Here is a 12,667-nt window from a genome sequence, read left to right as displayed (position 1 = left end):
TACGATGGGCGGGTGAGCACGGCCGGCCCGCTGGGCGAATACCTGCGTGCCCGGCGCGAGCTGATCGGGCCGGGTGACGTCGGCTTGCCCGCGCACGGCCGTCGGCGGGTGCCGGGCCTGCGCCGCGAGGAGGCGGCGCTACTCGCCGGCATCAGCGCCGACTACTACCTCCGCTTGGAGCAGGGGCGCGACCGGCACCCGTCGACGCAGGTGGTCGAGGCGCTGGCGCGCGCGCTGATGCTGGACGCGGAGGCCGCGGCACACCTGCACGGCCTGGCCCGGCCGGTGCCGGCCCGCCGCGCGGCGCGACCCTCGGAGCGGGTGCCGGTGGGCATCCGGCAATTGGTCGGTTCGTGGGCTGAGACTCCCGCCTTCGTGCACGGTCGACACCTGGACGTGCTCTTCGCCAACCCCGCCGCGACCGCGCTGGCGCCGATCTTCACGACCGGGGTGAACCTGCTGCGCGCGGTCTTCCTGGACCCGAGCGTGCCGGCGCTCTATCCGGCTCTGACGGCGGTCGCGGCCAACGCGGTGGCTGGACTGCGCGCACAGGTCGGCCCCGAGGTGGACGACCCCCGCCTCATCGAGCTGGTAGAGGAGCTGACGGCCGGCAGTGAGCGGTTTCGCCGGTTGTGGGCCCGGCACGACGTCACGGCCCGTGCGGGCGGCGGGGTGCGGGTGTTCCAGCACCCGGAGCTGGGCGAGTTGGCGCTGCGCTACGAGAAGCTCACGATCAGCGGCACCACCCAGTCGCTGGTGGTCTATCACGCCGAGCCGGGCAGCCCGTCGGCGCGCTCGCTGGCCCGGCTGGCTCGACGGGCAGCACGCTAGGGCCGGCTATCGGTTGGCCGCCCGCTCGGCGACCACCACCGCGATCCCGTCGAGAACACGTTGCAGCCCGAACTCGAACGCGTACTCCGGGCCGTACGCGGCGCCGTGCTGCTGGCCGGCCGCAGTGCCGACCCGGGACGCGGTCGGGTAGGCGCCGGGCTTCAGGAAGGTCTCCAACCAGGGCGCGTGCGACTGCCACCACTGACCGTCGGTCATGCCCGTCTCGCGCTCCAGGTCGACCACCTCGGAGGCGGCCCGGGCTGCGCTCTTGACGTGACCCAGCACAAGGGTGAGCACCGCGTCGACCTCGACGTCGGTGAGCCCGATGTCGACGATCGCGCCGAGCTCGTAGTCGTACTTGGCCATCAGGTGCGGGCCGAGCACCGGTCGGGTCGTCTCGGCCCGCAGCATCCAGGGATGCCGCTGGTAGAGCGCCAGATTGTCGCGGGCGATCCGTTCCAGCCTGGTCCGCCAGTCGCCCTCGACGGTGGGGCGCGGCATCTCGCCGTACGCGGTGTCGATCATGACGGCGACGAGTTCGGTCTTGCCCGGCACGTAGGTGTAGACCGACATCGTGCCGACCCCCAGCGCCTCACCGACCCGACGCATGGTCAGCGCGTCGAGCCCCTCGGCGTCGGCGATGTCGATCGCGACCCGGACGATCCGGTCGACGCTGAGCGCCGGACCCGCGCTGCGGCTGGTCGGCTCCCGGGTGCGCCAGAGAAGGGCCAGGCTGCGGGCCGGGTCCGCTGTCGCCTTGCGCTCACTCGCCATGGTGCGGCCATCCTAACAACGCGGCCGTACGCAGTACGCCCTCGCCGGCCCGCTCCCGGGTGGTCCGCGCTGTCGCGCCAAGGCGTGCGTCAGAGCGCCTCGCGGTCGTCGGACAGCGTCGGACCGGCAGCGGCGGGCACCAGGTGTCGGACCTCCGGCTCCCCGTCGGTCAACTCCCGGGCCCGTTGCTCGGCCGCGCGGTCCTCACCGGTCAACCGGCCACCGTGCTGGCGCAGGTGCTCGTCCCAGGACGGCACGAGATACACCTCGACGAACCGGTCCACCGTCTCGGCCGGGCGGAACAGCCCCCAGCGCATCGCGCCGGTCCGCTGCCGCGCGCCACGCACCAGGTCCATCGCCGCCAGGAACCGTTGGGTCCGCTCCGGGCGGACGGTGTACTGCACCATCACCAGCACCGGTCCCACCCCCGGGTCCGGCTCGTGCGCCAGGTGCAGTTGCGGCCAGTAGGCCGCCGGTTCCCGGTCCACCGACCGCAGGTCCGGCAAGGGCCAGATCCGACTCGTCAGGGTGCCGACGAGCATCAGCGCCGCCGCCGCCAGGTACGCGAGGAGCAGCCCGGCCATCTCGGCCACCAGACCCCACAGCAGCGCGCCGGCGGCCTGTCCACCGGCGAAGCACACCTGGTAGACGGCCAGGCCCCGGGCCCGTACCCAGCTGGGCAGGAAGAGCTGCATCTCGGCGTTGACGTTGGCCAGCACCGTCACCCAGGCCATCCCGGCGGGCAGCAGGGCCAGCAGCACCAGCGGCACCACCCGCACGGTGCCGACCACTGTCAGCGCCACTGTGAACAGCGCCCCGGCGATCAGCAGGAGCTGGTTGGCCGACAGCCGGGCGCGGATCACGGCCAACAACACGCCACCCGCGATGGCGCCCACGCCGAGGGCGGCCAACAGCACCCCGTACCCGCCCGAGCCCAGCCCCAGCCGCCGACTCGCCACCAACGGCAGCAACGCCCACAGCGCGCTGGCCGGAACCACGAATACCAGCGCACGGCGCAACAGCCGGCGGACGGTTGGCGAGTGGCGTACGTAGCGGCTGCCGGCGCGCAACGCGGCGGTGAACCGCTCCGGCACCTCGACCGCGCGCGCGTTACCGGGACGCCAGCGCCACAACGCGTACGCGAAGATCCCGAAGGCGACCGCGTTGCTACCGAAGACCGGGGCGACGCCGGTACGGGCGATCAGCACGCCGGCCACCGCGGGCCCGACCGCCCTCGCCACGTTCACGCTTATCGAACCGAGCGCGGACGCCGACCGCAGTTGGTCCTGCGGCACCAGCTCCGGGATCACCGCCGCCCAGGCCGGCAGGGTCAGCGCCTGCCCGACCCCGAACGCGAAGGTGAGGGTCAGCAGCAGCGCCGGCGGCATCCGGCCGGTCAGGGTGAGCAGCGTCAACGCCACCGCCACCGCCACCAGGAAAAGCTGCACGGCGATCAGCAGGTGCCGGCGGTCGAAGCTGTCGGCCAGCACCCCGGCGGGCAACGCCAGCAGCAGCACCGGCAGCAGACTGGCGGTCTGCACCAGCGCGACAAGGGCGGAGGCGTTGGAGTGGTTGATCAGCAGCCACTGCGCGCCGACGGTCTGCATCCAGGTGCCGATGTTGGCGGCGAGCAGGGCAAGCCACAGGTTGCGGTAGACCGCCGTCCGCAGCGGCGCCCAGGCCGAGGCCGGACGGTCGGCGGGTCCGGCTGCGGCCGTCACCACCGCCCGTCCGCGCGCAGCACGCGCTCACCGGAGACGTAGAGGTCGTCGGGTTCGAGCAGCAGCAACCGGACGACCTCGGTGGCGACCTGTTCGGGCATGGCGTACACCTCGTCCAGGAACTCGGCGCCCACCCGTTCCTGTAGCCGCGTCGGCATCGGCCCGGGATGCAGCTGCATCACCTTGACCCGGTTGCTGTGCTGGGCCTCGGCCAGCGAGTCGACAAGGCTGTTGCCGTAGCTCTTGGTGGCCCGGTAGACGGGGATGCCGGGCCGGGGGGCCGCCAGCGCCAGAGCGCCGATGTAGACGACGTTGCCGTGGCCCTGTCGGTGCAGGTGCTGCACCGACTCCCGCAGCAGGTACGTGATGCCCAGAACGTTGATCTCCACGGCCCGGCGGATGTGTTCCACCGACAGGTCCCCCAGGTCGCCGCCCGCCCACATGGAGGCGCAGGCCGCCACCCCGTCGATCGTGCCGTAGCGCCCGACCACATCGGCGAACCCGTCGCGGACCTGCTCGTAGGAGGAGATGTCGCAGACGGCGCCGTCGCAACCCAGCTCGTCGGTCGCGGCGGCGACCTCGGCCGGCACGTCGCCGAACACCACTACCTGATGCTCGTCGACGAGCAGTCGGGCCACCGCGAGGCCGAGACCGCTGGTCCCGCCGACCACCACGAAGGTTCTGGCACCCATGTCTCTCCAGCCGCCGCCAGCACAGGTCACGCGGGCCGCGTGACGGCGCGTTCTTCCCGTTTCCGAACCCCGCACACCCGTTCGCGGGTATTGCTGGGCATACCCCGAAGAGTGGATCTGGACGGCTGGGGCACCCGGTCGCACCCGATTAGCGTCTTCTGCATGACCACGGAACACCCTTCGCACCTGGCCGAGGCGCTGCGCCGCCGCCGCTGGCTGATCTCCGCGTGGCCCTGGCGCGCGCTGGCCTACCTGGTGACCACAGTGCCGATCGCCGGCGTGCTCGGCGTCGGGCTGCTCGTCATCGGCGCGCCACTGCTGGCCGCCGTCAACGGGCTCCGCCAGCACGGCCGACCGCCGAGCATCGCACTGATGCTGTTCCTGGCGACCGGCAGCCTCACCCTGTTGGCGTTGGCCCCGCTGGTGAGCTTCCCGGTGGCCATCGTCGAGCGGTGGCGGGTCGGGCTCGTCGACGGTCGTCCACCGTCGCCGTCGCCGTGGCCGGGCCTGGTCGCCCGCTACCGCAGCGCCGCGACCTGGCGGGAGGTGGCGTACCTGTTCTGGCTGGGCGGGTTCGCTCCGGTCGCGTACTGGGTGTTCCTGGTGCTGGTGCTGCTCGACCTTGGAATGATCTCCAGCCCCTGGCTGGCCGGCGACGCCAACCAGCCGGTGGTGATCTGGCAGCCGATCGACAGCACCGGCGAGGCCATTCCGTACGCGATCGTGGGGGTGCTGCTCATCCCGGTTCTCTGGTATGCCGTCGGTCTGCTCGCCGCCGTCCAGGCAGCCGTGGCCCGGTGGTTGCTGGCCCACCCGGTGGACGCGGCGGCGCTGCGTGAGGTCACCCGCTCCCGCACCCGACTGGTCGGCGCGTACGAGGCCGAACGCCGCCGCATCGAGCGCGACCTGCACGACGGCGCACAGCCCCGGCTCACCAGCCTCACTCTCCAGCTGGGGCTGGCCCGGCTGGACGTACCCGAGGACTCCCCCGCCTCCCGACCACTAGCCGTGGCGCACGACCAGGCCCGGGGTCTGATGGTGATGCTGCGGCAGTTGGTGCACGGCATCCGCCCGCAGAGCCTCACCGACCTCGGCCTGGCCGGCGCGGTACGCGAGCTGGCCGACGCCGCCACCATCCCGGTCGCCGTGCACGCCGACCTGCACGACGAGTTGCCGGAGATCGTGGAGACCACCGCCTACTTCGTGATCTCCGAGGCGCTGGGCAACCTGGCTCGGCACGCCCGGGCGACCCGCGCCGACGTACGCCTCACCCGGGTCGGCGGTGACCTCGTCGTCGAGCTGACCGACGACGGCCACGGCGGTGCCGACCCGGCCCGGGGTACCGGCCTGACCGGGCTCGCCGACCGGGTCGCCGCCGTGGACGGCCGGCTGCTGCTCTCCAGCCCGCCCGGCGGGCCTACAGTGGTCCGGGTGGAGCTGCCATGTCGTCGGTGACCCGGGTCGTGCTCGCCGAGGACGAGGTGCTGCTGCGGGAGGGTCTGGTCGCGCTGCTGACCCGCTTCGACTTCACTGTGTGCGCGGCCGTCGGGTCCGCACCGGACCTGCTGGTGGCGGCCCGCGACCACAGACCGGACCTGGTGCTGACCGACATCCGGATGCCGCCGGGCCGCCGCGACGATGGGCTGCGCGCGGCCGTCGCGCTGCGCACCGAGCGACCTGACCTCCCGGTCGTGGTGCTCAGCCAGTTCGTGCAGACCGGGTACGCGGCGGCGCTGCTGGACAGCGGCGACGGCCAACGCGTCGGCTACCTGCTCAAGGACCGGGTCGCCGAGGTCGCCGAGTTCGTCGACACGCTGCGCCGGGTCGCCGATGGCGGCACCGCCATCGACCCGGACGTGGTCCGGCAACTGCTGCACCGCCCCCGCGACCCGCTCGCCGCGCTGTCCGCCCGGGAACGCGAGGTGTTGGCGCTGCTGGCCGAGGGGCGGTCCAACGCGTCGATCGCCGGCCGGTTGCACGTCAGCGAGGCGGCGGTCGGCAAGCACGTCGGCAACATCCTGCTGAAGCTCGACCTGCCCCCCAGCGACGACACCAACCGGCGGGTGCTCGCGGTCCTCACCTACCTGCGCGCCGACCCGGTGAGCTGACGGGCCGAGATCGGGCCCGACCGCCCCCGGCGTAGATTCCTTTCAGCGGTACCGGCGCCAGGTCAGGGCGCGGACCAGGGAGATGGGGGCACGGCATGGCGAAGGCGCTGCGGGTTGGTCTGCTGGGGTACGGGCTGGCGGGTCGGGTGTTCCACGCGCCGCTGATCGCCGCGACTCCAGGGCTGCGGCTCGACGCCATCGTGACCCGTGATCCGCAACGACGCGAGCAGGCGCGACAGCACTTCCCGGACGCCCGCCTGGTGGACGACGCCGACGATCTGTGGCGTACCCCGGACGCCCTGGACCTGGTCGTGGTGGCGACGCCGAACCGGCAGCACGTGCCGATGGCGCGCGCCGCGCTCGCCGCCGGCCTGCCGGTCGTCGTCGACAAGCCCCTCTCCCCGACCGCCGCGGAGGGCCGCGTGCTGATCGACGAGGCCACCGAGCGAGGGGTGCCGCTGACGGTCTTCCAGAACCGGCGCTGGGACGGCGACTTCCTGACCGTCCGCCGCCTGGTCGAGCAGGGCGAGTTGGGGCAGGTGCTGCGCTTCGAGTCCCGGTTCGAGCGGTTCCGTCCGACGATCAAGCCGGGCTGGCGGGAACTCGCCGGTCCGGAGGAGGCCGGCGGCGCCCTCTTCGACCTCGGCGCCCACCTCGTCGACCAGGCGGTGCAGTTGTTCGGTCGGGTCGAGCGGGTCTACGCGGAGGTGGACCGCCGCCGCGCGGGCGCGGCCGTCGACGACGACGCCTTCGTGGCGTTGACCCACGCCAACGGGGTCCACTCGCACCTGTGGATGGGCGCGGTGACCGCTCAGCTCGGGCCGCGCCTGCGGGTGCTGGGCGACCGGGCCGGCTACACCAGCTACGGGCTGGACGTGCAGGAGGCGGCGCTGCACGACGGTGGTCGACCGGACCAGCCGGGTTGGGGCGAGGTCCCGTCGGACCGCTACGGCCTGCTCGGCGTCGACGGTGACCTGCGGCCGGTGCCGACCGAACCTGGCGCGTACCAGAGCTTCTACGCCCAGGTGGCGGCTGCGCTGCGCGACGGCACGCCGATGCCGGTGGACCCCCGGGACTCGGTCCACACTGTCGAGTTGATCGAGCTGGCCCACCGGTCGGCGGCCGAGGGTGTGGTGCTGCCGGTCCCGACCGTCTGACCGGGCCGGAACACCCGGCCGGTCGGCACCTCCCGCCACCCGGGCTCCTGACGCGTACGCGAAAACCAGTGGAGCGGCGCCGTCGTGCGCCGTTACCGTGCTGCGCAACGTGGTCGTCTAGGCAAGGACGTGCCGTTGTACACCCTGTGAGACCTCCCGAGAGCTGATCTGTCGCGCGTCGCGCAGTTGCGCCGCGCTCCTTTTTGCTGCGGACTTCTCACTGAGACCGGTGTACTTCTGTGCTCAAAAATTGGGCCGTCGTGCCCACCTGCCTGCCCATCGTTCACCGCCGTTGCCACGCGTGCGCGTCCCACCGCCTTCGGGCGAGCGGCAAGTTCCGTGTCAACGCCAACCACAAGCTCCTCGACGTCTGGCTTCTCGCGCTCTGCACCGGGTGCGGGGAGACGGCCAAGCTCACAGTCCTGGAGCGGATGACGGTGCGCTCCATCCCACCCGAACTGCTGGACCGGCTCCATGCCAACGACCGGGGCCTGACCGCCGAACTGCTTCAGGATCCGGCCGTCCAGCACCGGAACCGGTTCGTCCTGGACTGGGACAACGCCTGGCGTCTCGACACCGGCGGATCGGAGCACCTGGACCTCGACGTGATCGACGTCGCGGTCCGCAACGCGGCACGGATCCCGGTCCGGCCGACCCGTCTGATCGCTGAGGGTTGCGGTCTGTCGCGGGGCGAGGTCGACCGACTGATCATGGATGGGACTGTCGTTTCGGCGTTCCGGTTGAGCGGCAAGCTCTCCGGCGACTTCACCTTCACGCTGAAGCGCTGAGCCCCTCGCTGGCCGACAGTGGGCCTGTCCGGCAGGACGCCGGGCAGGCCCTGTTGGCGGCGGGGTTGGGCGGCCAGCACGTTGATCGACTCGGTTTCCCTGAAAGCGCGGGGTCGGACCGCCTCCAGCACCGCAGTTTCACGGAAACCGAGTGGATCTTGCCTGCTGTCCGGTTCCGGTGGCCTCAGTCGGCGTTCTGCTCGGAGCGAGCGTCGTCCGGCGCGCGGGCGTCGTCGTCGGTCAAGGCGTCATCCGACGTCGTGGCCAGGTTGGCGAGCCGGCGCTCGGCCTCCCGGACCTCCTCGTCGAGCCTGGGGTTCTCCTCGTCGGGGCCCTGCGACATGTGCGACCTCCATCGGGCGCGACCGGCAGACCCACGTGTACCCGACCTGAGGGCGGAGACACGGAGGTAGCCACGACGCCTTGGTCACGTGATGGGAAGTAGCCGGGTGCTGGGCACGCACTGAAGGGCTCTGGAGAGGCCGTGGCGAGCTGGCGGCTGCCGTGTCGCGACAACTGCTCGCAACTGGATTCGGCATTGGTGCTTCTGGCCGACGTTGCTTCCGTCATGCTTCAGAAGCGGTGACCTGCGAGCTGGACATTCGGCAGCTGAACCACTGAGCGGTTGCGGCGGACCAACGTACCGAGCGCCGGGCCGGTCGGCGGGCGCGCCGGGCTGGAGCCCGGGAGCGTTGCCGACCCGGCCCGGTGCCGGATCAGCGCTGCTTTAGCTCGCGCCAGGATGGGTGGGTGCCGCGCCAGGCGTCGGCGAGGATGGCCGCCGAGGCCCGGCTTGGGCACTGCTGCACCCGCTCACGACCCGACGCCCCACCGATCTGGGCGCGGACCTCCCAACCCTGCCCGTCAGTACGGATGTACACGTCCCGGCGCCCGCGCGGGGTCGTGTCTCCGTTCCACCAGTGCTCCTCCACCTTCATTCGCCGACCGTATAGCAATTCCCGCGCCGAGGGTACGGCGCAGGTATGCCCGGACCGGGGCAAGGGCGACAATCCAGGCGCATTTCGGGCCAACCGTTGACGGTTCGAAACCATAACGGGCGGTTCTCCCGCTCCTGACTTGCGAATCAGGAACCCCGCCCCACTCTGCACCCTCCCCGCAACTCCCACCCCCAGACCTTGTTGATCAAGAGGTTCGCGTCACCAATCGCGTTCCCGGTGACGCGAACCTCTTGATCAACGCGAGACCGGCAGGGAGAGGGGGCGGCGCGGTCAGGTTTGGGTTGTCAGGAGGTAGTCGTCGGCTTCGGGGCTCCAACGCAGGTCCAGTACGCCGGCGGTGGCGGCGGCCTTGCAGAACTGCAGAAAGCTGCGGTAGCCGAGCTTCTTCTCGCTGAAGTCGGGGCGGGCCCGGCGTACCTGGTTCTTCAACCCGGACAACGCCACCGGGTTGCCGCCGCTACCCAGGTCCGCCACGACGCCCCGGAGTAGGCCGAACGCCACCTCGCGGTCGCCGTGCTCGGGCAGCGAGACCTCGGGGTCACCCTTCGCCGGGCCCTCGGCCAGCTCGATCACGTTGCGCTCGGCGAGGTGGCGCAGCAGTTCGCCGAAGGTGCGGAAGCCGTAGTCGGACTCGCTGAAGGTGGGGTCCTTGCGCAGCAGGGTGCGCTTGAGCCGGGAGGCGGTGACCTCACCGTTGGCACTGCCCTGCAACCCGGCGACCGACTGGGCGACGAGCACGGCGAGGGCGTCCACGTCGCGGCCGGGCTCCTCCCCCGCCGGCCGGCGGTCCACCTCCGGCTCGTGCTCCCGCTCCGGCTCGGGTGGGCGTTGCTCCGCGCCGGCCTGGCGGGTGGCGGGACGGGCGCGGCGACCACGGGCCGGCGGGATGTCCACGCCCTCCAGCCGGTCGTAGTACAGGAACTCGTCGCACGCCGGGGGAAGCAGTCCCGAGGTTGACCCCTCGACCCCGACGCCGATGACCCGCTTGTTCAGCTCGCGCAGCTTGTGCACCAGCGGGGTGAAGTCGCTGTCACCACTACAGATCACGAAGGTGGAGATGTAGTCGCGTTCGAACGCCAACTCGATAGCGTCGACGGCCATCTTGATGTCCGCGGCGTTCTTACGGGACGCGCCCATCCGCTGCGGGATCTCGATCAGCTCGACGTGGGACCGGGTGAGCATCCGGCGGTCCTCGTCGAAGTAGGACCAGTCGGCGTACGCCCGGCGGACCACCACCCGACCTCGTTCGGCCAGCGCGTCGGCGATGGGCCGGAAGTCGAAGGCCGCGCCACCGCGATGGTCGCGCGCCCCCAACGCGAGGTTCTCGTAGTCGAGGAAGAGGGCAATCCGGTCTTCTTGATCCACGCGGATCAGCCTACGCCGGGCGTGAGCTGGCTGGGGCGGGCGACGCGCGACACCTCAACTCGACGACCGTCCATTTCTTGCGGCCTGATAGTCGTTTATTTTCGTTGTTCGATAGGCGTCTTGCAGTGCCCTGTCTGGTGCTGCATCATGACGATCAATGTCGGGCGTCGGGGGAACGCCGGGCGGACCTCCACCACCACCCACCCAGGAGGGTCACCGATGTTTCGCAGCCTCACGCCGGCGCGGGGACGCCCCGGCCGGCCCAGCGGCACCGCCGTCGCGCTCGCGGCCGGTCTCGCCGTGCTGGTCGCCGGGCCCACCGCGGCCGCCGCCAGTCCACCCGGGTCCGCCGGCGCGCAGCCGGTGGTCACCCGGGCCGCCCTCGATCCGGCGCTGGTAGCCGGACGCGGCGCGGACGTCGACTTCCTCGAGCAGGAAGCGGAGAACGCCCGCACCAACGGCGAGATCATCGGGCCCGACCGGTCCGCCTACACGTTGCCCGCTGAGGCTTCCGGCCGCCGCGCGGTCCGGCTCACCCCCGGGGAGTACGTGGAGTTCGTCCTGCCCAGCGCGGCGAACGGGATCACCGTGCGGTACAGCATCCCGGACGCGCCGCAGGGCGGTGGGATCACCGCGCCGCTCAAGGTCGCCGTCAACGGCAAGCACCTGCGCACCATGACGCTGACCTCGCAGTACTCGTGGCTCTACAACCAGTACCCGTTCACAAACGACCCGCAGGCCGGGCTGCTGCACCCAGACTGGTGGATCACCGAGTGCCAGTGCGTGCCGTCGGCCACCACGCCGTACCCGAGCATCGACAAGCCGTTCCGGCCCACCCACTTCTACGACGAGCAGCGGCTGCTGCTCGGACGTACCTACCGGGCCGGCGACACGGTCCGGCTCACCGCGCCGCCCGGTAGCGCCGCCGCCTGGACCGTCATCGACCTGCTCGACTCCGAGTTGGTCGCGCCGCCGCACGTCCGGCTGCTTGCCGCGAACGTGCTCGCGTTCGGCGCCGACCCCACCGGCCGGCGGGACTCCGCCGACGCGCTGGACCGGGCCATCGCCTTCGCTCGGCGCGCCCACCTCAAGGTGTACATCCCGCCGGGCACCTACCAGGTCAACCGGCACATCATCGTCGACGACGTGAGCATCGAGGGCGCCGGCAACTGGTACACCACCATCAAGGGCCGCGAGGTCGCCCTGCCGACCCCCGCGCCGGATGGCTCGGTGCACACCGGAGTCGGGTTCTACGGACGGGACGCCGCCGACGGCGGAAGCCGTAACGTGCACCTCTCCGGCTTCGCCATCGAGGGCGACGTGCGGGAGCGCATCGACACCGACCAGGTCAACGCGATCGGTGGGGCGATGAGCGACTCCACCATCGACGGGCTCTACCTGCACCACACCAAGGCGGGCCTGTGGTTCGACGGCCCGATGCGCAACGTCCGGGTCACCAACAACATCATCGTCGACCAGATCGCCGACGCGCTCAACTTCCACACCGGCGTGACCGACTCCCTGGTTGCGCACAACTTCGTCCGCAACACCGGCGACGACGGCCTGGCGATGTGGTCGGAGAAGACGGCCAACGCGCGGAACACGTTCGACCACAACACAGTGCAGTCACCGACACTGGCCAACGGCATCGCCATCTATGGCGGCACCGACACCACCGTCTCGCACAACCTGGTCGCCGACCCGGTACGCGAGGGCAGCGGTCTGCACGCCGGGGCCCGCTTCGGCGCGGAGCCGTTCACCGGGTATCTGCGGTTCACCAACAACACCACAGCCCGCGCCGGCACGTACGAGCTGAACTGGAACATCGGGTTGGGCGCGATCTGGGTCTTCGCCCTGGATCGCAGCATCGAGGCGCCCATCGAGGTGACCGGCGACGCGTACCTGGACAACACGTACAACGCGATCATGCTGGTCAGCGACTGGCCCGTGAAGGATCTCTACTCGATCTCCGATGCGCGCTTCCGGGACGTCCGGGTCGACGGCACCGGCACCTCGGTGGTCAGCGCCCGCGCGGCCGGGTCCGCCTCGTTCGCCAACGTGGACGCCCGCAACGTTGGCGCGGTCGGCGTGAACAACTGCGGATCGTTCCACTTCACCCCGGCCGGTTCGGAGTTCACACTGACCGACCTCGGCGGCAACGACGGCGGGTGGCTCGCGCCGTGGCTGCTGCCCAACACCATCACCTGCGACGACCGGCCGCCCGTGTCGCCGCCCCCGCCTCCCGCGCAGTGGTGACAGCGGTGGGCGGCCC

At 71.4% G+C, this 12,667-nt stretch carries 12 protein-coding genes; 6 read left to right on the top strand and 6 right to left on the bottom strand.

Annotated elements, in window-relative coordinates; genetic code table 11:
• Positions 1 to 12 precede the first annotated feature (12 nt).
• A complete protein-coding gene (locus AB0C19_RS09815; protein ID WP_357182140.1) occupies positions 13 to 831 on the top strand; it encodes a helix-turn-helix transcriptional regulator in 819 nt (272 codons plus the stop codon).
• A gap of 6 nt (positions 832 to 837) precedes the next feature.
• Here AB0C19_RS09815 and AB0C19_RS09810 read toward each other — a convergent pair whose 3' ends face one another.
• The 3 genes from AB0C19_RS09810 to AB0C19_RS09800 form a co-directional block, all read right to left on the bottom strand.
• Complete coding sequence (locus AB0C19_RS09810; protein WP_357182137.1) at positions 838 to 1,605, bottom strand: TetR/AcrR family transcriptional regulator; 768 nt, start codon at positions 1,603 to 1,605, stop codon at positions 838 to 840.
• A gap of 89 nt (positions 1,606 to 1,694) precedes the next feature.
• The gene (locus tag AB0C19_RS09805; protein WP_357182134.1) at positions 1,695 to 3,329 is read right to left on the bottom strand and encodes an MFS transporter; all 1,635 of its coding nucleotides are present in this window, start codon (positions 3,327 to 3,329) and stop codon (positions 1,695 to 1,697) included.
• On the bottom strand, positions 3,323 to 4,018 hold the full coding sequence (locus tag AB0C19_RS09800; RefSeq protein ID WP_357182131.1) for an SDR family oxidoreductase: 696 nt from the start codon (positions 4,016 to 4,018) through the stop codon (positions 3,323 to 3,325). The genes AB0C19_RS09805 and AB0C19_RS09800 overlap by 7 nt, the downstream gene beginning before the upstream one ends.
• Before the next feature lie 162 nt (positions 4,019 to 4,180).
• On the opposite strand from AB0C19_RS09800, the gene AB0C19_RS09795 reads away from it, so the two are divergent.
• From AB0C19_RS09795 to AB0C19_RS09780, 4 genes are all read left to right on the top strand, one after another.
• A complete protein-coding gene (locus tag AB0C19_RS09795) occupies positions 4,181 to 5,473 on the top strand; it encodes a sensor domain-containing protein (protein WP_357182127.1) in 1,293 nt (430 codons plus the stop codon).
• Positions 5,461 to 6,126: a response regulator transcription factor gene (locus tag AB0C19_RS09790; RefSeq protein WP_357182125.1), complete on the top strand. Its 666-nt coding sequence runs from the start codon at positions 5,461 to 5,463 to the stop codon at positions 6,124 to 6,126. Before AB0C19_RS09795 ends, AB0C19_RS09790 begins: the two co-directional genes overlap by 13 nt.
• A gap of 95 nt (positions 6,127 to 6,221) precedes the next feature.
• A complete protein-coding gene (locus tag AB0C19_RS09785; RefSeq protein ID WP_357182123.1) occupies positions 6,222 to 7,283 on the top strand; it encodes a Gfo/Idh/MocA family oxidoreductase in 1,062 nt (353 codons plus the stop codon).
• A 239-nt stretch (positions 7,284 to 7,522) separates the two neighbouring features.
• Positions 7,523 to 8,071 carry a DUF1062 domain-containing protein gene (locus tag AB0C19_RS09780; protein WP_357182121.1) on the top strand — a complete coding sequence of 183 codons (549 nt, stop codon included), beginning with the start codon at positions 7,523 to 7,525 and terminating at the stop codon, positions 8,069 to 8,071.
• A 184-nt stretch (positions 8,072 to 8,255) separates the two neighbouring features.
• Here AB0C19_RS09780 and AB0C19_RS09775 read toward each other — a convergent pair whose 3' ends face one another.
• The 3 genes from AB0C19_RS09775 to AB0C19_RS09765 form a co-directional block, all read right to left on the bottom strand.
• On the bottom strand, positions 8,256 to 8,414 hold the full coding sequence (locus tag AB0C19_RS09775; RefSeq protein ID WP_357182118.1) for a hypothetical protein: 159 nt from the start codon (positions 8,412 to 8,414) through the stop codon (positions 8,256 to 8,258).
• A gap of 373 nt (positions 8,415 to 8,787) precedes the next feature.
• Positions 8,788 to 9,009, bottom strand: a complete 222-nt coding sequence (locus AB0C19_RS09770) for a hypothetical protein (RefSeq protein ID WP_030335934.1) — start codon at positions 9,007 to 9,009, stop codon at positions 8,788 to 8,790.
• Positions 9,010 to 9,300: 291 nt separating this feature from the next.
• Entirely contained in the window at positions 9,301 to 10,395 is a 1,095-nt protein-coding gene (locus tag AB0C19_RS09765; protein WP_210784064.1) for a PIN domain-containing protein, read from the bottom strand.
• A gap of 219 nt (positions 10,396 to 10,614) precedes the next feature.
• Between AB0C19_RS09765 and AB0C19_RS09760 the strand changes: the two genes are divergently transcribed.
• Positions 10,615 to 12,651 (top strand): glycosyl hydrolase family 28-related protein, encoded by a 2,037-nt coding sequence (locus tag AB0C19_RS09760; protein WP_357182113.1) that lies wholly within the window; start codon positions 10,615 to 10,617, stop codon positions 12,649 to 12,651.
• The last annotated feature ends 16 nt before the right edge of the window (positions 12,652 to 12,667 follow it).

The sequence above is a fragment of the Micromonospora sp. NPDC048842 genome, from assembly GCF_040649935.1.
In the GTDB taxonomy this organism is placed as follows: Bacteria; Actinomycetota; Actinomycetes; order Mycobacteriales; family Micromonosporaceae; genus Micromonospora; species Micromonospora hortensis.
The sequence above is the reverse complement of the archived record's forward strand: the minus strand, read 5'-3'. Positions and strand labels throughout refer to the sequence as shown.

Bases quoted from the DNA above. Each gene is read 5' to 3' on its own strand.
- AB0C19_RS09810 (WP_357182137.1), bottom strand. From the start codon at position 1,605: ATGGCGAGTGAGCGCAAGGCGACAGCGGACCCGGCCCGCAGCCTGGCC.
- AB0C19_RS09800 (WP_357182131.1), bottom strand. From the start codon at position 4,018: ATGGGTGCCAGAACCTTCGTGGTGGTCGGCGGGACCAGCGGTCTCGGC.
- AB0C19_RS09795 (WP_357182127.1), top strand. From the start codon at position 4,181: ATGACCACGGAACACCCTTCGCACCTGGCCGAGGCGCTGCGCCGCCGC.
- AB0C19_RS09790 (WP_357182125.1), top strand. From the start codon at position 5,461: ATGTCGTCGGTGACCCGGGTCGTGCTCGCCGAGGACGAGGTGCTGCTG.
- AB0C19_RS09785 (WP_357182123.1), top strand. From the start codon at position 6,222: ATGGCGAAGGCGCTGCGGGTTGGTCTGCTGGGGTACGGGCTGGCGGGT.
- AB0C19_RS09775 (WP_357182118.1), bottom strand. From the start codon at position 8,414: ATGTCGCAGGGCCCCGACGAGGAGAACCCCAGGCTCGACGAGGAGGTC.
- AB0C19_RS09770 (WP_030335934.1), bottom strand. From the start codon at position 9,009: ATGAAGGTGGAGGAGCACTGGTGGAACGGAGACACGACCCCGCGCGGG.
- AB0C19_RS09760 (WP_357182113.1), top strand. From the start codon at position 10,615: ATGTTTCGCAGCCTCACGCCGGCGCGGGGACGCCCCGGCCGGCCCAGC.